The organism is Pseudomonas sp. HMSC08G10, assembly GCF_001808425.1.
Lineage (GTDB): Bacteria > Pseudomonadota > Gammaproteobacteria > Pseudomonadales > Pseudomonadaceae > Aquipseudomonas > Aquipseudomonas guariconensis.
The window spans coordinates 745-19,069 of sequence record NZ_KV793302.1 but is presented as its reverse complement, the minus strand read 5'-3'; the positions used below and the strand labels follow the sequence as shown (position 1 = coordinate 19,069).

Sequence of the window (18,325 nt, the reverse complement as noted above, 5' to 3'; positions counted from 1 at the left end):
TCCAGCCAGGCCTGAGTGCCTTGCTCGACGTCACTGATTATCTGCATTTGCGGCCTCCGCGGCCTTGATGGCCCTGTTCAGCTGCGCAACCAGCAGGTCATGTCGGCCCTTCGGTACGCATTCGGCTGTTCCGTACTCATTGGTGAACCAGTCACGGGTCTTCTGTGTGCAGCGGTCGAGCAGAGCGTTGATGCCGGCTGCCTGCACGCTGGTGACGTTCGCAGTCGGTACAGCGGCATGGCCGTCGTCGTCCTCGCCACGGGTGGTGAGGTTGAGCAGGGCGCTCATGACGTAGCGCTTGCCGTAGCTGGTGGACGACCCGACCGCCTGGACGGCGTTCTTGCTGCCACTGGTGTCGAGCGGGAGCAGCATGGTGGTGCTCTCGCGGTGCCCGGCCCGGTGCATCAGAATGCCGGTAACGCTCAAGCCACCTGGCGTGTTCTCGACTTTGAAGGTGATGGCGAAGCCGTGGGCCTGCATGATCGGCTTGATGACATCGTTGATGTCTTCGAAGGTGGCGTAGTCGCTGCGCTTCTGGCCGTTCACGACGATGGCGCCGCGCTCGGCGATGCTCGGGATGTCGCTCTGCATGGCTGCCATGGCGGCGTTGAATTCTGCCTCAGCGTCGCGGGCTTGCATGCGCTCATGCATAGCCATTAGCCGCTCCAGCTTGTCGATGTCGCAGGTGGGGTCGGTGGCTGCCCGACTGATTACGGCGAGGATGCTGCTGTCGGCCTGCACGGGCGCGGCCACCGGGCGGCGCTGCTCCGGCACAATGATGGTGCTGCTCATGGGAAGGCCTCAGTAGGAAATGGCGATGTTCGGGATCTTGCGCTGCGCGATCAGCGTGATCGCCTGCTTGGCGCATTCTTCGGTCATGCCGCCGGCCACGAAGGCCTCCAGAGCGGCGCGATTGATGCTTCGACGATGGGCTTCGTCGCGTTCGCGGGCTTCCTGCTGGCGGACAATCTCGGCGGCAGCTGCATCGGCCCGGCGCCGTTCATCCTGTCGGGCCTGCTCGGCTGCTTCTTCAGCCCGGCGGACGGCAGCCTGGCGCTCTTGCTCAGCACGCTGCTCGGCGGCAACACGGTCGGCCTCGGCCTGAAGCCTGGCGCGCTCGGCTTGCTCGGCCTGCAACTTGAGCTGGAGGCGCTGGTTTTCAGCTTCGCGCTCTTGCGCAGCGGCCTGGTCAAGCAGATCCTGCTCGCGGCGGGCTGCCGCTTCGCGTTCTGCCTGCTGCTGCTGGGCCACGCGCTGGCGCTCAGCCTCGACGGCGGCCTCCTGGGCTGCACGAATGCGATCCTGCTCGGCGCGCTCTTCTGCTTCGCGGCGCAGGCGAGCCAACTCGGCCTGCTGAGTGTCGTATTCCTCGCGCTTGGCCAAGCCGGCGCGCAGAACTGTCAGCATCTTGTCCTTCTCACGAGCGGCTTCAGCTTCGAATTCTTCCCATTCCGGTCCGATAGTCACCGCTTCAACGGAAGCGATGCGAGCCGTGATGTCAGACGCTTCAAGTTCGGCCAGCCCATCATCCTGATTGCGGAGCCAATCAAGGCGGTCAGTGTGGCGATCGATCCGTGCATCTTCGGCAGCCTGCCAATCGGTAAGCGGCTGGCGAACCCGATCACGAAGAGCATCCATCTCGCTCACGAACTCGCGTAGTTCCGCTTCCACGACCTTTGGCATTTCCTTGAGGCGCTTCAGGTATTCGCGCCCAGGTTTCTCGACTGCCGTTTTGTGCCGGCTGACTTGGGCCGCCAAGGAGGCGATGCGCTCGCGGCCCTTGCGAGTGGTCAGGTCGGGGACCTCGCCCTCGGTAGCGGCCTTTGCTATTTCGATGAATCGCTTGAGCCCACCGGCCACATAGATGGCCGGAGCGTTCTCCTCGCTGATTTGGTCGATTTCGACCAGTTGCAGTTCTGCGGACATTGGAAAACCTCGCGCCTGGCCGGCGCCGTCTGTTGGAAAGGGAAATTGCCAGGTCACCCAGCGACGGAGGGTTGGTCCGGGCTCGGGTGTGTGTTCAGGAAGTGATGCTGCCGGCCAGTGCGCTCAGGAGGAGCCAGCCTGTGCAGAAGGTGAGGGCGATGAAGGAGCCGCGCCAAGTGGCGATGCGGCGGGCACGCTGGTTACTGGTCATGGCCGAGGCCTCACAGCGATCTGACCGGCCTTGAGCGCCGCAACGATCTCCGGCGGCAGCTTCTGCACTGGGAGTTCGCGCGGCAGGCCAACGCCGATGATCGCCAGGCTGCGCTCGATCTGCTCGAGCTGTTCGTCAATCAGGGACTTCACTGGTGGAGTGGTCATGCTGATTCCCTCAGTTGCTCAACGCGTTGAGTGGTGGTGACGAAGACCTTGTCGCGGATGTTGGTCAGGGTCTGAAGATCGAATAGACCGATCTTCTCGAAGCCTTCCAGCATGCCGAGGACGAAGGTCTGGTCTGGAACAGGGGTGGGGGATTTGGCCAGCTGGCGAAGCTGCGACATCACCTCGCCGATCGCCAGGGCGTGCATCTGCTCGGGAGTCTTCAAAATCCGCACTCCTGAATGTCACGCTCCTTTTCGCGTTCGGCGGCAACAGCCTTCGCGGCCACCGGGCGAAGCAGGTCGGCAGCGATCTCCTTGAGCACCTTAGGCCCGCCAAGCAGGTAGGTGCACAGTTCCATGATGAAGCCAGCGCTGCCGATGCCCATGCCAGCCATGACCAGCTTCCCGAAGGCGTCCTGCTGGTCCAGGCCTTCGATCTGGCGGTTGTTCAGATGGTCCTGTACCGCCCGGGCGAAGTCGGCCTGGGTGATCTCGCCGCGTTCTCCGCGGTAACCCCAGATGACCCGGTAGCCCAGGACCAGCTGGGCCGCGTGCTTCTCGATCCACTCCACCTGGTCGGCATCATCGTCGCTCACCTCCGGCGGCATCCGGTTGTCGTACTCAAACTGTGCTGCTCGAAGTGCGCCCATGGCGTTCTCCTGATGGGGTGGGGCAACCGCATTAGGCAGATGCCAGCGCAGGTGACCAAACCCGAGCCGTGAAGCTCGCTGGCACCTGTCCAATACGGTCGAAGCGAAGGGAAGGGGCAGGCGCCCGGAGCTGCCCGGGATGCATCTGGACTGACCCGAGAGGGCCCCGGATTCGCCTGCGTGCCAGCATTGCCGGCAGAACGGGTCAAACGTGGGCTAGAGAAAGCTTGCTGATAATGCAGACCGAGCCATCTTCTGCCGACATGGATTCTGTGTAGTCGACCTGGTTGTAAACGCCGCCGTGGAAATTCAGCAGCGACGCGCGCCATGAACTGTCCAACTCCAGTCGACCAGATGATTCTGCGTCGCCATCGCAGTCGGCGGTCACGGTCAAGGCGCCAGAGGCCAGTACCCGAATGGTTATCTTGAACCTAGATCCGAGCGGCACACCTTTGAGGAGGATGGTGTTCACCGGGCTTGCCTGATTGAACGTCTTGCGGAACCCCAGAGTGATGTTCCCTTTGCTCCAGTAAACTTTCACCGGTGGGCTGTCGTCGTCCTTCACATGAAGTTGCGCGACAACTACCTTCTGCGCAGAGTTGACCTTCGTCAGCGTCATCTCCTGCATGCTGATGTGCTCGTCGGCGCTTGAGAGCGACCAGTACACCGGCTCCTTCCACTCGCACCGCGTGCGGTGTGTGCTCTTGCTCGAGGCACCCTTGGTGGGCGCCGTGAAGCGAACAGAGCCATCGGGTAAGGCAGTGACGATTGTCGGGAGCTGCTGAATCGCCTCGGCCCCGCTCAGCTCAAGCGCAACAGGGTTGGTCGAGGAAGTGGCCACTGGGGTCGTGATCGTTAATTTGCTGATGTTTACGGTCATGGTGTTTCTCCATGTTGGTTTCCCGTCTGGCCCCGTTTCCAAGGCCAGCCAGTGAAATCAGGCTGCGCGCACCTTGCTCGCCCGCGCTCTCAGCTCCTTGCCGGCTACATCGACGACCAGGTACAAGCCCAGTCCGCGGCCATGGCCAAGGTTTTCGGTTCGGAGGTACTTGCCCGACTTCTCGGCGCCGCGCGGGTTGGTGAGGATTACGTCCTGGCCTTTCGTGAATCCGCTCATGTGAGCTCCTTTCTGTTGGGGTGATTTCCCTGATGCCCCTCGCGAGAAGGGCACCGGGTGAAATCGCACGTTTTCCGCCGTGCTCAGCGGGGCGCATTGCTTGCTAGGTCATTCGCTCGGTTCAGGCATTTCGCCTTCGTCAGCCGTACAGGGTTCTCCCTGTCGTGGGCAGCCTTTCGGGGCTGTCTGGCGCCGGTCGCCGGTAGAGGCAATGCGGTCTGTTGGTTGTTGCGCTGGCTGTTAAAGAGCGGTGAGGCTTGAGGGTCTCCCGAGGGGCTGTGTAGCGCCTCGATGGAGTTCAAATTAGCAATCGCTAAATTATGCGTCAATAGCAAATGCTAAATTTCTTTCTCGGCAGCCATCTCGTCGCCCGCACCAGGCAGCGTTCAAAGGGGGTTACATTTTTGTAATCGCTTGGCTATGCTTCGCCTAAAGCTGTACGTATATACAGTAATGGAGGTAGGAAATGGCAGCAGTACTCGAAGACACTTCAATGGCCGCGCGCCCCGAACTGACCGGCCTGGAGCGCCTGGGTTTGCGGGTATCGGCGATGATCAACTCGCCGCTGGCGCAGCTGGGAAGGAGGGTGCTGATCCACCGCCTGGATACGGACAGCGATCAGGATTGGGATGCGATCATGGAGCTGCTATCCGAAACGGACGGCCTGGACATGACCTTCTGTGATGACGGACCGGTGATCCTGCAATGGGATAAGCCGCACGATGACGACAAGTTGATTGGGCGGGAGGAGGGTGGCGAGGAAGCTGAGGTTAGCGACGAAGATCCGCCTTTCTGAGGGACACAAAAAAGCCCGCTCATGGCGGGCTTACTTCACTTGCTCGCTTCAGCGTTTTTGAGCGTCTGCTCCAGCTGATCTTGCAAGCTCACCGTGCGACCACCAGTGGGGCCGAAGACACAGAAGTTGGGGAGCAGCGGCAGCTCCATAGTGGTTCCATCGATGACCTCAAGTCTGCGGGCTTTGATAACGCAACCGGCACTGAAGGTGCTGATTTTGTACATCTCCACATTGAATTCGTAGTCGCGTCCAGGCTCCGGGGTGAAAGTGACCGGCTTGGCTCTGCAAGAGGCAGCGCTGTTCCAGTAGTAGAGATCGATGATAAGGGGTTTATTGGCCGGAACTACGTGTTCATCGTACTGCTGCGTGGTGTCGTTGATCCTGCGGGATGCTTTGGACGCTGGAATGCCAATTACAAAATTGCGGGAATCAGACTCGCGCCAAGGATAAAGGCCGGGGGTGTCGATATGGGCGTCTTTCCAGCCGATTGACGCTTTGGACGCGTCCTCATTGGCCTTATTGAAGAAGGATTCACAACTATGTCCGACAGCGAATCCCCCACGAATGCTATCGCCAGTGAACAGTCGGATGCGAGCCGTGTCGGTCGGATTGAATTTGGCGGCCTCGGCTTCGTTGCGGACATCGATCTTTGTGCTCGAGCATCCGGTAAGGCTGATTGCAAGGAGCAGGAGGAGCGGGGTCTTCATTACTCATTTCCTTGAGTGTGGCTAAATGCTATCGGCTGTTTCGGCCAGCCGACTTCAGGCTTTAGGTTGCCAATGACAACCTGGGCGGAGAAAGGCTTCGCAAACTAATAGCCCGCTCAGTGGCGGGCTCTCTGCGACGGGTGCTGATCCTTCAGCTTGGTCGGATTGTAGGGCAATTGGTGGCGAAATGCCGGGCATGAAAAAGCCCGCCGAGGCGGGCTATTTTTAGCGTGGGGCTGGCAGCGCCAATAGGCGATCAAGGTGCGGTAAAGCGGCTGGGTCCTTATCCCTGAAGTAAGTTACTGCCTTCAAAGGAAGCCAAACGGTGTGAAAATGATTTCTAAAGTCCGCAAGAACTTCGTTGGGATAAAGCTTTGGGTAGACGATGCGCCCATCTTCAAACTCATGGCGGTACTTCGGCAGTGCGTCCGTATCGATTCCCTTGGCGTCCCTTAGCCATTTGCAAAACATTTTGCCTTCTGAGATGTCTGGCAACAGGTTGTCCGGCAGCGTGTAGCCGCTGTCCTCCATTGGGCCTATCAAAACCAATGCCATTTCATTGAGCATAGAAAAATGGGTGTAAGGAACCTGGCTGCGGTTAGCCATATATCTACGGAGATGATAAGGCATGCCGTTATCTTGGGGTTTTGCGGCGCCCCCGCCAAGCCATTCTCTTACCCATTGAGACACCGCAACAGCAAATTTCGGTGAGCACCACTGCCCTAGGTTTATTGCTACATCTGGATGGACCCAGGTGCCACGATTTTCGTTGGATCCGTTGGTTATCGTGTGAATCAGCCGGTCACCGGGAATTCCCGTTGACCTCGTTAGCTCATTCAGAAAGTCCCCTGTCGCCTTCAAGCGCGAATAATCGTAAAAGCTCTTCCCTGACGCGCTGCACATTGCCGTCGCATTCACGTAGCCATCAAGTGCTCGCTGATGAATTAGAGCGCCCTCCACCTGCCGCGGGATAAGCTCTAGCTGAGTCATTCCTTTACCTCCCCAAAACGCCCATGCGGGCAAAAAGCACCTCAGACCTGGCGAAGCTACCCAGCAGCAAACCTAGGGGTATGAGACGCCCTGTCGTTGCGTGCAAACAGCGCCGCCTGCGCGATTCTCCATAATTCTTTAACTACACAAGGTGCGCGTTCCAGACCAGCAGCACGCGGGCCTGAATGTAGGTTTCTTCTCGGCGGATCATCCGGTCTTTGTGCTTCGGGTTGTCCGAGATCATCTCGAAGTGATCCTCGTCCGCGATCTGTAGCCGCTTGATGTACAGATGGTCGCCCCAGGAGAACAGATAGATGCCGTCACCGACGAACTCGCGGATGCTCACGTCGACGATCAACGGGTCACGATTCTTGATGGTGGGCGCCATCGATTGGCCCCATCCGGTGACCAGCTTGAGGTGGTAGTGCTCGGTGAACTCAACGCCCAGCTCGCGTAGGTGCTTTGGGCTGACTCGGATGTCTTGGAGCATTTCAGGGTAGTCTGGGGCAACCTGTCCGCCGCCCATGGCCCCGCGGATATCGTAGTGGGCGATCCGCACCTCATCCCCGATCAAGCCAGGCCTTGAAAAGTCGGCCGTGATCACGCTTGAAGCTGCTGGCTCCTCGGCTGCTGCGAGCAATCGCTGGCGTGTCTCCTCAGAAATCCCTTTACCGCTTTTGGCCAGCATCTGCTTGACCAGGTCGGCTGCAGTTTTCGGGACCGGTTCCGCTATTTCGGAGTCGGCGGTCTCGTCAGGAATCGAATCAAACCAGCCTCGCGGCAGCCCCTCGATACTTTCAATTCGCCTGGCCACATCATCGCCCAGGTTCTTTGCCGTCTTGTCCGAGAGGATCTGGCTCAGATGCGCAGGAGCCATCCCCCAGCGTTCAGCGCAGGATCCTTTTCTCTGGCTGCCGATCAGCTTGACCAGGTTGTGCTTGCGAATTTCGTAGATATCCATGGCGTGAGGGATTGCTCCTTCTTGCCGTCCAACCGAGTCCGGATCGGATGCTATGGCAGGAGACACTAGCGTTCCGAAATCCAAGCCGATCTTATCCTCAAGCCTAAGCGCAGCCTTCTCCCCCAAGTTCCTATGCCCATTGAGAATCTGGGAAAGGTATGAGGCATCGAGACCGTACTGATCAGCGAATTCTTTCTGGCTGGCCCCAGCCATTACGGCCTTCAGAGCTGCAACCCTGAGCTTATTGATATCCATCCCGCAATCATCGCCTTCTGTTAGCAATCAGTAAATTACGTTTTGCTATTGATAGCCTAATTAGCAGTTGCTAATCTGATGGCAATAGGAGGTGCACCATGAATCTGCACGACTACATCAAGCCTCTCGAAAAGCGCGATCTGGAGAGCTTTGCAGCTCGCTGCGGAACCACCGTGGGGCAGCTCAAGCAGGTTGCTTACGGATACCGCCGCCCAGGGGCAGCCCTTGCCATCAGCATTGAGCGTGAAACCACTGGACAGGTGATCTGCGAAGACATGCGCCCGGACATCGACTGGGCATATCTCCGTAACTCCAAAGCAACCAAATCCGCCGCCTAACCCATTCCAACCGCAAGGAGTAGCACCCCTATGGGATTCAAAGACCCCCTGACGCAGCGCCGCGACTTGGCCAGAAAGGTTCGCTTGTACCCGTTGCTTGATCGGCAGCTTCAGCGAGCTGCCCATAAGGCTCGCCGCGAGTACGCAACCTACCTGTTCGAGATGCTTGAGTGGGCAGCAGTGAATGGCGGCATCGAAGCCCTCATGCCTGACGATCTGAAGGATATCGCGGGCTAGAGGCCCTCAGGAGGGCACGATGGAATTTTGTGAAGAGAACGTGCCGCCAGAGACCAGAGCCAAGATTCATCGCCTGATGGAAGCGCGAGGCTGGACGTTTGAGGAGGCCGTTAACGAGGTCTTGCTCGAAGCAATTACGTCGGGAGCAACGGTGTTTGTAGGTAGGCGAAAGGCCCCGGTTCTGGAGCTGGTGGGACTGAAGAGGCCCTCTACCGGATAGGTGAGGCCCTCACATAGGGACTGAAGAGCCCCCCAAAACGTAGGCACAAAAAAACCACCGGCCAGGGTGGTTTCTTCGACAGCTGCAAACGAGAGAAATCATGACAAACATCGTCCCATTACGCAATACCGGGGGGTTTACCCGGATGGACAACCAACTGATGGATGGCTTAATGGCCATCAACTTATCGGCGCATGAGATGAAGGTCGTGTTGTATGTGGCAAAGGCCACCTTGAACTTCAATGAAGGCGCTCAGCGTATCCCGGCCACGGCGATCGCCAAGGCTACCAACGTCCACCCCGACACTATTTCGAAGGCCATTTCTGGCCTGCTGCGCCGTCGCGTGCTGTTCCGTGAGGGAGGGGCTCGCGGTGATATCGGCCTGTGCGACCCGAAAGAATGGGTGTTTGTTGAGCATCCGAAACAGACCAATACGTCTGACTCGGCGCAAATCATCCGAATCGGATCAGAGCCGAAACAGACCAAAACTGCTGACTCCCTTCTTTATTCCAAGAAAGAAACCCCCTATGTAACTCTTCCTTCGGAAGAGATTACATGCCCCCCCAGCGAATCGGATGGGCCCTCGGTGAAGGCTGACCGCAAGGCGCCGTTCGGCAAGGCGCAAATGCTCGCCGACAATCCACACGGCTTGGATGAATCCCTGATTGCTGATTACCTCGGCGTCCGCAAGGCCAAGCGCGCCCCTATGACGGCCAGGGTGTGGGTCGGCCTGAACGCCAAGCTCGAGCAGTGCAAGGCGTTCGGCGTGCCTCCTGCCAAGGCGTTGGCCATCGCCGTGGACAACGGTTGGCAGGGCTTCGAGGTGGACTGGATCGTCAAACGCGCCGGCACTGTCACTCAATCGCCCGGGAAGCAGCCTTCACGGCACTACGGCTTCGCCGACCGCGACTACACCGCAGGCCTGACACGGCGGGAGGACGGAACCTATGCGCTCTGAGAAGATTATTTCCATGCCCGACGTGAAGCAGTCCGCTGGGTCGCGAATCCAGCCCGCGCACTGCGAGCACCACGGCGATTACGATCAACGCGTTACGCTGCTTCTGGGTCGCGAGATCGTGGGCCGTTGCCCATCCTGCGAGAAGGCTGACCGGCTGATGCGTGAAGAGCAGGCACGTGCAGAAGAGATTCGTCAGCGTCGGGAGGCTATGGCCAAGAAGCTCGGCTCTGCGTTGATTCCCAAGCGCTTCGCTGATCGTACGCTGGCCAACTACCGCGTCGAACACGATGGGCAGAAGAGGGCGCTGGCGTACTGCACCCGGTACATCGCCGCCTTCGCTGACATCGAAAAGACCGGGCGGTGTCTGATGCTGCTGGGCCACCCAGGAACCGGGAAGACCCATCTAGGCGCAGCCATGGCCAATGAACTGATGCGCCACACTTCGGCGACCGCCGTGTACCGCACGGTCGGGGCTGTCCTGCAGGCGATCCGGGCCAGCTATGACCGTCACAGCGAGCAGACCGAGGCAGACATCCTGTCCAGCCTGATACAGCCTTCCTTGCTGGTCCTGGACGAAGTAGGGGTGAGCAAGGAGCAGCCGAGCGACTTCGAGCTTACGACCCTATTCGCGATCATCAATGGTCGGTACGAGCAGATGCGCCCAACAGTGGTGATTTCCAACCTGGACGCGAGTCAGCTGCCACAGGCCATGGGTGAGCGCTGTGTCGATCGCCTGCGCGAAGGTGGAGGGGTAGTGGTGCCCTTCGAATGGGAGTCGCATCGAGGCAAGGAGAATGCGCTATGAGCGTCGACAAGAAGAAACTCCAGTCACTGCTGTGGTCGGTAGTTGCGTCGTCTCACGCCGCCGACGGCGATATGCAGCGCCACACCCAGGATCTGGATGACTTTCTCGGCTCATTGTCGGTTGAGCAGGTGGCGCTCGAGCTGCTGGAGGAGAACCGCCAGTTGTTGGCCCGGGTACGCGCTGCGGAGAAGCAGTTGCAGGAGGTGGCCAGTGTTTGAGTTCGCGCTTCGCAGCACCCAAGACCTCAACCGCCTCTACGGCGCCCTGCACGCTATCGACCTGACCAAGCCAAAAGTAGTGGTCATCAAGGACGAGAAACGCCCCGACGTATGCAACCGGAAAATGTGGGCGATGCTCCGCGACGTCTCCCAGCAGGTGGAGTGGTACGGTCGCAAGCTCACCGACGAAGACTGGAAGCACATTTTCAGCGCGGCGGTGCAGAAGCAGGACGCGGTACCGGGCATCGACGGCGGCTTCGTAGTCCTGGGCGTCTCGACCCGCAAGCAGTCGCAGAAGTGGTTCAGCGACCTGTTCGAAGTGATGCACGCCTTCGGCGCCGAGCATGGTGTGCGCTGGACTGAGCCAGGTCGGTGGGGAGGGCAGTACTGATGCTTGCCAAGGAGATCAAACCGAAGAAGTGCAAGGCGCCGGGCTGCGGCAAGCACTTCAAGCCGACCATGACCACGCAGAAGGTGTGCAGCATCGCCTGCGCCAAGGCCATGGCCAAGGATCCGAAGCTGCAGAAGGTCGCGGCCAAGGCCATCACCAAGCAGAAGCGCCAGGACCTCCAGGAGCGTCGGGAGAAGCTGAAGACCCGTCGCGAGCACATGGCCGAGGCCCAGACTGCGTTCAATGCTTACATCCGCGAGCGCGACACCGGCCTGCCGTGCATCAGCTGCGACTCGCTGTCGAGCGACCACGACCTCATCACTGGCAGCCGCTGGGATGCTGGCCATTACCGGTCTGTCGGCGCCTGCCCGGAGCTGCGCTTCGAGCCGCTGAACGTCCACCGCCAGTGCGTGAAGTGCAACCGGAACCTGTCGGGCAACGCGGTCGAGTACCGCATCCGTCTGGTGAAGCGTATCGGCGCCGACAAGGTGGATTGGCTCGAAGGGCCTCATAAGCCCCAGCGCCTGACCATCGAAGATCTGCAGGCAATCAAGACCTTGTACAGGCAAAAACTCAAAGACCTACGGAGGGCAGCAGCATGACCTGGACAATCGCAGATACGGCCGGCCTGTTTCTGCTGGCTATGGCTGTTGCTTCCGTATGGTGTGCGGAGCGCGCTGTGTTGATCGCTAATCGTCGGAGGCAGGAGGGCCGCTCATGCAATTGAACAGCGCGCGTCAGGCATGGCATGACGCGTTCTACGTCCCGCGGGATAGTCAGGGTGCAGTTATGCAGGAAATGGGGCTGCTCGGTCGGATGATCCAGAAGACGGACAAGCAGCGGAAGGCCGGGCATCAGGCTCACCAGGCCATCGCTGGTCGAATTCAACAGGCGATCGATACTCTTCCGGCCCACCTCAAGGCGTTCGGCAACCACATGTACAGCCCCATGGCCACCGCGGACGATGCCGAGGAGGCGCACGAAGCAATGTTCCGCGTTGCCTATGCCACCGGCCCACGGATGTACGCCAAGAAGTTCGAGAAGGCCCGCATGGTCGCGCTGGGAGTGCTGCACCGGTACCGCCGCATGCATCAGGGAGGGCAGAGCGAAGGGATCGATCCATGCCCGACGCCTGAAGGATTCCGCGCATGGCTTCTGCATGTGCTGGGCCTTGAGCTTGATTCGAGGAACTGGGATCGGGAGTGGCAGGACTTCGTGAACGCCTGCTTCAACGCTTGCAACGACCTCGACAAGGCCGCTTTGGTGCCTGTCTCCTCGGTTATAAAAATCATGAAAACTGCCGCTTGACGGAATTGTGCGGCTGATGGCAGTATTTCGCCATCCTGATAATTTTGCCTTCGGCAAAAACCACTTAGAAGCCCGGCCGCTGAGCTGGGCTTTTTCGTTTCTGTGCTGCTCCGCGCACTTGCCCGAGCCCTACCCTGAATAGGGCCTCAATCGGGCCTTTCTCATCCAGTTGCCCGAAATGAAAATTTGGGCCTTTACGTTCCCCGCACAAACAAAAAAGCCCCGACATTGATCGGGGCTTTTGCGTTTCTGCCGCGGAAAAGAGAGGGCGACTCCAGAAGGTGCTGTAACACCCAAGGGAGACGCCAGATCGCAGACCTAACCTGCAAGCCAGCCAAGGCCCTCACTGCTCGCGCGAGCGGGGCGGAGCCTAGCAGAAAACCAAAAGGCTTTGCAGATGTTGAAAGACTTTCGCTGCGGTAAGTGCAGCAGGCTTCTCGCCCGCGTGGGCGTTTTTACAGAGCTCCAAATTAAGTGCTCCCGCTGCGGAACACTGAATCATGTGAAGGCCCCGAGCCTCGAGTTATCGCCGTTGAGCGAATTGTGTGCGGCGCCAGTCGCACGGCAACAACCCAATTCATCTACCGATACCGAGGTACACCCATGAAATTTCTGAAGACCGCTATCCTGGCCGCCGCTCTGGCAGCCTCCGCTGCAGCTTCCTCTGCTTGGGCTGCAACTGCCCAGTCCTGGAACCTGGCCCGTGACATGTACATCGCGACGGAAAGCGCGGCGCCCGGCTCGCCGTGGGCCTTCATGCAGAACAAGACGGCGCAGAACCTGTCCGCCAACTACACGATGATGCCGACTTTCGTCGCGGACACTTGCAACGGTGCCAACGTCACCTGCTGGCGAGACGCGACCACTGGCGCTTACATCAACGTTGTGAAAAAGAGCTTCACGTTCACTGGCGGTGGCGGCAGTTTCGTGTTCAAGCAGGGTGATGCGGTTACTCATCCTGGCTCGAACAGTCAGACCGTTGTTCGTTGGACCAGTCCAATCTCGGGCAACATCAATGTGCTCGGTCGCGTCAACGACCTGCATAACTCTTGTGGGGATGGCATTTCTTGGTCGCTGAACCTGGGCGACACCCCTATCCAGTCCGGAAACCTTCCGAACGGTGGCAGCTCGGTCATCAAGGCCAGCGACGTCGCGGTAGACCAGGGGTCTGCTGTTTACCTGGTCATCAACAAGAAGGCTGACCACTCCTGCGATGCCACCAGCCTGGACTTGCTGATCACCAACTGATTGGTGTTCTGCTCAATCAAACAAAGCCCGGCCCAGTGCCGGGTCTTTCATGCCCGTGGAGTTGAGAGCATGGAGCTATTTCACCGCCTGCTCGAAAAACTCGACTGGGCTATTGCGGGCCTCATTGGGGCCGTAGTCGCGAGCTGGTGGCACCGGGACGACCTGACCGACCGGAAGGCCTGGCTGCTGTTCCTGTCCACGGGAGCTGCCTGCGCGCACTACCTGACCGGCATGGTCAGCGCTTACTTCGGAATCGTAGAGCCTCGGAGTGTTGCCGGTGTTGGCTTCCTCCTAGGCACCTTTGGCGGCTCTCTCATTGCCGCTATTCACCGTGCAATCAAAGCCGCCGACCTTTGGTCTCTGATCAAATCGAGGTTCGGGGGAGGTGCGGGATGATCCTCGAATACCTCAATGCGGCATCGTCCGGGGTTATTGCCATCTGGGCGACCTGGTGCGTGCTGAGCGGAAAGGTGCGGGATGGGGTGATCGGCAAGGTCATCTACGCCGTTATCGCGCTGAGCGGATACGCAGTGCTGGCTCGCAGCGATCGGATCTTCTTCGCGCCCTCGGTGGCCGGAACGACCCTGTTGGCTTTCCTGGCCCTGGCCGGAGCCCGGCACATCTTTATCGTCATGTACTGGCATCAGGTCAAAGCCTGGCTGTGTCGGGTGCTGAACTGCGAACACTGCCTAAAGGACTGCCGATACGGTCCGGGCGGCGTAGAGCGGCGCAAGTCGTAGCGCGCCACAAAATTGAGAGGCGCCGTTTCGTGGCGCGACAACCTAAGGATCACCCATGGACAACCAGCACAAGAAGATCACCGGATACCGCGACCTCACCCAGAGCGAGATTGATGGCATGAACTCGATCAAGGCCCTGGAGGCCGATGCCGGCGAACTGTTGAAGCAGATCAGCCAAATCAAAGGCGTGGACCAGCGCACCTTGGCCCTGGCCAAAACCAACCTGCAGCAGGGCTTCATGTGGTTTGTGCGCTCGATCGCCAAGCCAGCCGACCCGTTCGCCTGATAGCTCTGCCCTGAACGAGGCCTGTATGAGCAGCGTGACCCGACTCCGGCACGTCCTGCCGCTGCTGGCAGATGTGGTAGCCGCAACCAATGCCCTGGATGCCAAAGTGATCAAGGCTATCGATGAAGCCAAGAGCGCTGGCCTACCTCAGGGCTTGCTTGCCGCCATTCTGAACGCGCACGCCCATGCGGAGACCCACGTGAAGGTCGTCGAGTTCCAGCGAGAGGGTGCGGTCGCCCTGCGGGGAAGGTAACGGCTTTCGGCATCGGTCCGGCTTCGGATGACCTACAGGCCCTGGCGCTGTTCAAGTTGGCAGAACAACAGCTGATAGACGTGCTGCTTGATCCTGGTTTGTGATGGCATACTGCCTTCTCACGTATAGGAGGATAGGCTCATGGATCTGATCGATATCTTCGGTGATAGCCAGGTGTTGGACTTAGTGCACAACCTTGCTGAATATCGGCAAGAGGTTGAAAAAATGACAAAGGTCGTGGTTCGCCGCCTAGCAACGGTCTGTGCTGACGACGGGCTTCAGGACCGGTGGGCGACTACAGTAAGCGTCGGCGTTGATGGCACGTCTGCTGAATTTGAAACTCCTTTTGGACAAGCTCGGGCTGAGCTGACCCTGGGTATCGAAGATGGAGAGGTTCAAGGTTTCTGGAATATTTGGAAGCGGGTTTACGACGAGGCAGGACAAACTGCGTGGTCGCTGGTCGCAACCATTCGCGTGTTCAGAAGTGGAATGTTCTTCTTGGGCAAAGGCAATCAGAACGGACTGCGTGTTTACCGCGATCTGACCAGGGATCAGGACATGACTGCATATCAAGTAATGGGCGCCATTCTTTACGCGATTGGCGCGCACTAGGAAAAGCATGACAACAAAGCAACCCGACTGGGAGGCGATCGAACGAGCGCTCCGAGCCGGGTTTCTTTTTTTAAGCCTTAACCATTTGCCAGAGAACCACCCCTCCAAGGACGAGTATTAGTGCTGACTTCCAAGTGAAGAGCTTTTTCAGCCATGGCCAAGCCGCGACCGTGCTGAGGATCAAGATCAAAGCAATCTCTGTTTTTTGCATTTCGTAGCTCCACTTACTTTGTGAGCCTCCTATCCTCCGCGGTTAACTCTTCCGTGAGGGCCGTATTCGCCCCGCTTTGCGGTCTGAAATTGATTCGCGTGCGTTTTGAATGGCAGGTGACCGATGGAAAGACCTATTCCTCTTAAATCACTGCTTGGGCTTTCAGAGCTCTCTGATTTCGGAATACGACTGGCGCCAGCTCCTGAAGTGTGGGAGTGGGTTAGCCGCCAGATCCTGGCTAATACTGGCAGCATCCACAACGAAGACCATGCCCACCTGATTGACGCCAACATCGGCGTGCTGTGGGCGTCCAGCGGGTTCGCGAAGCAGGGGAGGGTTGTCTTTGGCCAGGCAGAGCAGCTGATGTTCCGCGCAGGCGGATGGCAGAAGGCCCGGCAAGAGCAGCAGATGCGAGAGTGGTTCGGCGAGGAGCCCGACTACCTCATTACCCTGGCCGCCGACTACTGCGCCCAGTGCACCGACGCTGAGTTCTGCGCCCTGGTCGAGCACGAGCTTTACCACATCGCCCAAGCGACGGATGAGTACGGCGCGCCCAAGTTCACCCAGGACGGACGGCCAAAGCTCTTCCTTCGTGGACACGACGTCGAGGAGTTCGTCGGCGTGGTGAGGCGCTACGGTGCCAGCGAAGACGTACAGCAGCTGGTCGAAGCTGCAAACCGGCCGCCAGAAGTGGCCAAGATCAACATTTCGAGGGCCTGCGGAACCTGTCTGCTCAAGTCGGCCTGATGTGAGACAGGCATGAGACGGAATCCAACCTATGGCAGCCCTGACAAACGATGTGAAAGCCTTCATCGTTCAGGCTTTGGCGTGCTTTGACACGCCGACCCAGGTCTCACAAGCCGTCAAGCAAGAATTCGACATCGATGTGACCCGCCAGCAGGTCGAGCAGCACGACCCAACCAAGCGTGCTGGAGCGAACCTGGCGGCCAAATGGCGAACGCTATTCGAGGACACCCGCAAGCGTTTCCGCGAGGAGACATCCGAGATCCCCATTGCCAACCGGGCATTCCGGCTGCGCGTGCTTGGAAGGATGGCCGAGAAGGCCGAGAACATGAAGAACATGGCCCTGACTGCCCAGCTTCTGGAGCAGGCGGCCAAAGAGGTCGGCGATGTCTACGTAAACCGCCAGACCAAGAACGAGAATCCCCACGACAACGTGCCTCCCACCCGGGTGCAGGTTGATGTGGTGGATGCGAGGAAGCCTGATGCCGTCACTTAACGTGCCCCAGGCGAGCTTCCTCCGGATGGAGAACAAGTTCCGCGGCTTCGTTGCCGGGTTCGGCTCGGGCAAGACCTGGGTAGGCTGCGCGGCGCTGTGCAAGCACGTGTGGGAGTGGCCCCGGATCGACTCCGGCTACTTCGCGCCGACCTACCCGCAGATCCGCGACATCTTCTTTCCGACCATCGAGGAGGTCGCCTTCGACTGGGGCCTGAAGGTTAAGACGAAGGAGAGCGACAAGGAGGTCGAGTTCTACAGCGGCGGCCAGTACCGCAGCACGACTATCTGCCGCTCGATGGAGAAGCCGCAGACGATTGTGGGCTTCAAGATCGGCCACGCCCTGGTCGACGAGCTCGATGTTCTGCCCGCGCTGAAGGCTGAGCACGCCTGGCGCAAGATCATTGCCCGGATGCGCTACAACGTGGCCGGGTTGAAGAACGGCGTGGATGTGACGACGACCCCTGAGGGGTTCAAGTTCGTCTACCAGCAGTTCGTGAAACAGTTGCGCGAGAAGCCGGCCCTGCAGGGCATGTACGGCCTGGTGCAAGCCAGCACGTTCGACAACGAGCTGAACCTGCCGCCAGACTACATCCCGTCGCTGATGGAGTCCTACCCAGCCCAGCTGATCCTGGCCTATCTGAACGGCCAGTTCGTCAACCTGAACTCCGGGTCGATCTACCACACCTACGACCGCAAGCTGAATTCCTGCTTCGACACCGTAGAGCCTGGAGAGCCCCTGTTTATTGGCATGGACTTCAACGTCGGCAAGATGGCGGCGATCGTCCATGTCAAACGGCCAGACGGAAAGCCCAGGGCCGTGGATGAGCTGATCGATGGCTTCGATACACCGGACATGATCCGGCGCATCAAGGAACGCTACTGGCGGTACAACGGCCGGGATTACGAGAAGACCTGCGAGATCAGGATCTACCCCGATGCCTCGGGAGGGTCGCGCAAGTCGGTGAACGCCAGTGAGACGGACATCGCCATCCTGCGGCAGGCTGGCTTCAGCGTGATCGCACCCGATGCCAACCCGCCAGTGAAGGACCGCATCAACGCCATGAACGCGATGTTCTGCAACGCGAATGGCGAACGCCGATACCTGATCAACCCGCTGCGCTGCCCGACCTACGCGGACGGCCTGGAGCAGCAGGTATGGGCGGCCAACGGCGAGCCTGACAAGAAATCCGGCGTGGACCACGCGAACGACGCGGGCGGCTACTTCATCCACCACGACTACCCGATCAGCAGGCCGGTTACCCACGTACCAATCACGTTCACTTTCTGAGGCCACCCATGCCGAACTTCATTCCCCGGGCAGAGTACTCGGAGGCCTTGCCCGGCTGGCAGCTGGTCAAGCGCTGCGTGGCCGGCGCCCGCGAGGTGCGAAAGCACGACGAATACCTGCCGATGCCGGACCCGGAAAACAGGTCCCCGGAGAACCTGGCGCGGTACAAGCAGTACAAGAAGCGGGCGATGTT

29 protein-coding genes and 2 pseudogenes are annotated in these 18,325 nt (G+C 59.4%); 20 read left to right on the top strand and 11 right to left on the bottom strand.

Features of this window, described 5'->3' with window-relative positions; translation table 11 throughout:
* Nucleotides 1-30 precede the first annotated feature (30 nt).
* From HMPREF3173_RS09105 to HMPREF3173_RS09080, 7 genes are all read right to left on the bottom strand, one after another.
* Nucleotides 31-792 carry an ERF family protein gene (locus HMPREF3173_RS09105; RefSeq protein ID WP_070572506.1) on the bottom strand — a complete coding sequence of 254 codons (762 nt, stop codon included), beginning with the start codon at nucleotides 790-792 and terminating at the stop codon, nucleotides 31-33.
* A gap of 9 nt (nucleotides 793-801) precedes the next feature.
* Nucleotides 802-1,926, bottom strand: coding sequence for a hypothetical protein (locus HMPREF3173_RS09100; RefSeq protein ID WP_070572504.1), 1,125 nt, complete (start codon nucleotides 1,924-1,926; stop codon nucleotides 802-804).
* 207 nt (nucleotides 1,927-2,133) lie between these two features.
* On the bottom strand, nucleotides 2,134-2,304 hold the full coding sequence (locus tag HMPREF3173_RS24540) for a hypothetical protein (protein ID WP_168166372.1): 171 nt from the start codon (nucleotides 2,302-2,304) through the stop codon (nucleotides 2,134-2,136).
* Nucleotides 2,301-2,528, bottom strand: coding sequence for a hypothetical protein (locus HMPREF3173_RS09095; RefSeq protein ID WP_070572501.1), 228 nt, complete (start codon nucleotides 2,526-2,528; stop codon nucleotides 2,301-2,303). The genes HMPREF3173_RS24540 and HMPREF3173_RS09095 overlap by 4 nt, the downstream gene beginning before the upstream one ends.
* Complete coding sequence (locus tag HMPREF3173_RS24320) at nucleotides 2,525-2,953, bottom strand: hypothetical protein (protein ID WP_070572499.1); 429 nt, start codon at nucleotides 2,951-2,953, stop codon at nucleotides 2,525-2,527. The genes HMPREF3173_RS09095 and HMPREF3173_RS24320 overlap by 4 nt, the downstream gene beginning before the upstream one ends.
* 205 nt (nucleotides 2,954-3,158) lie before the next feature.
* Nucleotides 3,159-3,833: a polysaccharide lyase family 7 protein gene (locus HMPREF3173_RS09085; RefSeq protein ID WP_070572497.1), complete on the bottom strand. Its 675-nt coding sequence runs from the start codon at nucleotides 3,831-3,833 to the stop codon at nucleotides 3,159-3,161.
* Between the two features lie 57 nt (nucleotides 3,834-3,890).
* A complete protein-coding gene (locus HMPREF3173_RS09080) occupies nucleotides 3,891-4,070 on the bottom strand; it encodes a hypothetical protein (RefSeq protein WP_070572495.1) in 180 nt (59 codons plus the stop codon).
* A 466-nt stretch (nucleotides 4,071-4,536) separates the two neighbouring features.
* Between HMPREF3173_RS09080 and HMPREF3173_RS09075 the strand changes: the two genes are divergently transcribed.
* The gene (locus HMPREF3173_RS09075; protein ID WP_070572493.1) at nucleotides 4,537-4,866 is read left to right on the top strand and encodes a DUF1654 domain-containing protein; all 330 of its coding nucleotides are present in this window, start codon (nucleotides 4,537-4,539) and stop codon (nucleotides 4,864-4,866) included.
* A 35-nt stretch (nucleotides 4,867-4,901) separates the two neighbouring features.
* Here the strand turns inward: HMPREF3173_RS09075 and HMPREF3173_RS09070 are convergent, their stop codons facing one another.
* The 4 genes and pseudogenes from HMPREF3173_RS09070 to HMPREF3173_RS24900 all read right to left on the bottom strand — a co-directional run.
* On the bottom strand, nucleotides 4,902-5,573 hold the full coding sequence (locus HMPREF3173_RS09070) for a hypothetical protein (RefSeq protein ID WP_070572491.1): 672 nt from the start codon (nucleotides 5,571-5,573) through the stop codon (nucleotides 4,902-4,904).
* 225 nt (nucleotides 5,574-5,798) lie between these two features.
* Nucleotides 5,799-6,563 (bottom strand): KilA-N domain-containing protein, encoded by a 765-nt coding sequence (locus HMPREF3173_RS09065; protein WP_070572489.1) that lies wholly within the window; start codon nucleotides 6,561-6,563, stop codon nucleotides 5,799-5,801.
* Nucleotides 6,564-6,705: 142 nt separating this feature from the next.
* Nucleotides 6,706-7,524, bottom strand: a complete 819-nt coding sequence (locus HMPREF3173_RS09060; RefSeq protein ID WP_070572634.1) for a S24 family peptidase — start codon at nucleotides 7,522-7,524, stop codon at nucleotides 6,706-6,708.
* A gap of 84 nt (nucleotides 7,525-7,608) precedes the next feature.
* A pseudogene (locus HMPREF3173_RS24900) lies at nucleotides 7,609-7,737 on the bottom strand (helix-turn-helix domain-containing protein); the annotation flags it as partial.
* Between the two features lie 140 nt (nucleotides 7,738-7,877).
* Here HMPREF3173_RS24900 and HMPREF3173_RS09055 point away from each other — a divergent pair.
* From HMPREF3173_RS09055 to HMPREF3173_RS24895, 19 genes and pseudogenes are all read left to right on the top strand, one after another.
* Complete coding sequence (locus tag HMPREF3173_RS09055; protein WP_070572486.1) at nucleotides 7,878-8,117, top strand: transcriptional regulator; 240 nt, start codon at nucleotides 7,878-7,880, stop codon at nucleotides 8,115-8,117.
* A gap of 30 nt (nucleotides 8,118-8,147) precedes the next feature.
* On the top strand, nucleotides 8,148-8,354 hold the full coding sequence (locus HMPREF3173_RS09050) for a hypothetical protein (protein ID WP_019751332.1): 207 nt from the start codon (nucleotides 8,148-8,150) through the stop codon (nucleotides 8,352-8,354).
* Nucleotides 8,355-8,674: 320 nt separating this feature from the next.
* Nucleotides 8,675-9,532, top strand: coding sequence for a replication protein (locus HMPREF3173_RS09040; protein ID WP_083299970.1), 858 nt, complete (start codon nucleotides 8,675-8,677; stop codon nucleotides 9,530-9,532).
* Nucleotides 9,522-10,337 carry an ATP-binding protein gene (locus tag HMPREF3173_RS09035; protein WP_070572485.1) on the top strand — a complete coding sequence of 272 codons (816 nt, stop codon included), beginning with the start codon at nucleotides 9,522-9,524 and terminating at the stop codon, nucleotides 10,335-10,337. Before HMPREF3173_RS09040 ends, HMPREF3173_RS09035 begins: the two co-directional genes overlap by 11 nt.
* Entirely contained in the window at nucleotides 10,334-10,555 is a 222-nt protein-coding gene (locus HMPREF3173_RS09030; protein WP_070572483.1) for a hypothetical protein, read from the top strand. The genes HMPREF3173_RS09035 and HMPREF3173_RS09030 overlap by 4 nt, the downstream gene beginning before the upstream one ends.
* Nucleotides 10,548-10,946, top strand: coding sequence for a recombination protein NinB (locus HMPREF3173_RS09025; RefSeq protein ID WP_070572481.1), 399 nt, complete (start codon nucleotides 10,548-10,550; stop codon nucleotides 10,944-10,946). The genes HMPREF3173_RS09030 and HMPREF3173_RS09025 overlap by 8 nt, the downstream gene beginning before the upstream one ends.
* A complete protein-coding gene (locus HMPREF3173_RS09020; protein ID WP_177343693.1) occupies nucleotides 10,946-11,548 on the top strand; it encodes a recombination protein NinG in 603 nt (200 codons plus the stop codon). The genes HMPREF3173_RS09025 and HMPREF3173_RS09020 overlap by 1 nt, the downstream gene beginning before the upstream one ends.
* A gap of 115 nt (nucleotides 11,549-11,663) precedes the next feature.
* Nucleotides 11,664-12,254 (top strand): hypothetical protein, encoded by a 591-nt coding sequence (locus tag HMPREF3173_RS09015; protein WP_070572479.1) that lies wholly within the window; start codon nucleotides 11,664-11,666, stop codon nucleotides 12,252-12,254.
* A gap of 397 nt (nucleotides 12,255-12,651) precedes the next feature.
* Nucleotides 12,652-12,861 (top strand): Com family DNA-binding transcriptional regulator, encoded by a 210-nt coding sequence (locus HMPREF3173_RS23875; protein WP_083299968.1) that lies wholly within the window; start codon nucleotides 12,652-12,654, stop codon nucleotides 12,859-12,861.
* Complete coding sequence (locus tag HMPREF3173_RS09010; protein WP_070572477.1) at nucleotides 12,858-13,502, top strand: hypothetical protein; 645 nt, start codon at nucleotides 12,858-12,860, stop codon at nucleotides 13,500-13,502. The genes HMPREF3173_RS23875 and HMPREF3173_RS09010 overlap by 4 nt, the downstream gene beginning before the upstream one ends.
* Nucleotides 13,503-13,571: 69 nt before the next feature.
* Nucleotides 13,572-13,898 carry an MFS transporter gene (locus tag HMPREF3173_RS09005; protein ID WP_070572475.1) on the top strand — a complete coding sequence of 109 codons (327 nt, stop codon included), beginning with the start codon at nucleotides 13,572-13,574 and terminating at the stop codon, nucleotides 13,896-13,898.
* A complete protein-coding gene (locus HMPREF3173_RS09000) occupies nucleotides 13,895-14,242 on the top strand; it encodes a hypothetical protein (protein WP_070572473.1) in 348 nt (115 codons plus the stop codon). The genes HMPREF3173_RS09005 and HMPREF3173_RS09000 overlap by 4 nt, the downstream gene beginning before the upstream one ends.
* Before the next feature lie 55 nt (nucleotides 14,243-14,297).
* A complete protein-coding gene (locus HMPREF3173_RS08995) occupies nucleotides 14,298-14,528 on the top strand; it encodes an Acb2/Tad1 domain-containing protein (RefSeq protein ID WP_070572471.1) in 231 nt (76 codons plus the stop codon).
* 25 nt (nucleotides 14,529-14,553) lie between these two features.
* The gene (locus HMPREF3173_RS08990; protein ID WP_070572469.1) at nucleotides 14,554-14,781 is read left to right on the top strand and encodes a hypothetical protein; all 228 of its coding nucleotides are present in this window, start codon (nucleotides 14,554-14,556) and stop codon (nucleotides 14,779-14,781) included.
* A gap of 141 nt (nucleotides 14,782-14,922) precedes the next feature.
* A complete protein-coding gene (locus tag HMPREF3173_RS08985; protein ID WP_070572467.1) occupies nucleotides 14,923-15,393 on the top strand; it encodes a hypothetical protein in 471 nt (156 codons plus the stop codon).
* 334 nt (nucleotides 15,394-15,727) lie between these two features.
* Complete coding sequence (locus tag HMPREF3173_RS08980; protein ID WP_070572465.1) at nucleotides 15,728-16,351, top strand: putative metallopeptidase; 624 nt, start codon at nucleotides 15,728-15,730, stop codon at nucleotides 16,349-16,351.
* Nucleotides 16,352-16,382: 31 nt separating this feature from the next.
* On the top strand, nucleotides 16,383-16,844 hold the full coding sequence (locus HMPREF3173_RS08975; protein WP_070572462.1) for a DUF2280 domain-containing protein: 462 nt from the start codon (nucleotides 16,383-16,385) through the stop codon (nucleotides 16,842-16,844).
* Nucleotides 16,831-18,132 carry a terminase large subunit domain-containing protein gene (locus tag HMPREF3173_RS08970; RefSeq protein WP_070572460.1) on the top strand — a complete coding sequence of 434 codons (1,302 nt, stop codon included), beginning with the start codon at nucleotides 16,831-16,833 and terminating at the stop codon, nucleotides 18,130-18,132. Before HMPREF3173_RS08975 ends, HMPREF3173_RS08970 begins: the two co-directional genes overlap by 14 nt.
* Nucleotides 18,133-18,140: 8 nt before the next feature.
* Nucleotides 18,141-18,325: pseudogene (locus tag HMPREF3173_RS24895) on the top strand (hypothetical protein); the annotation flags it as partial.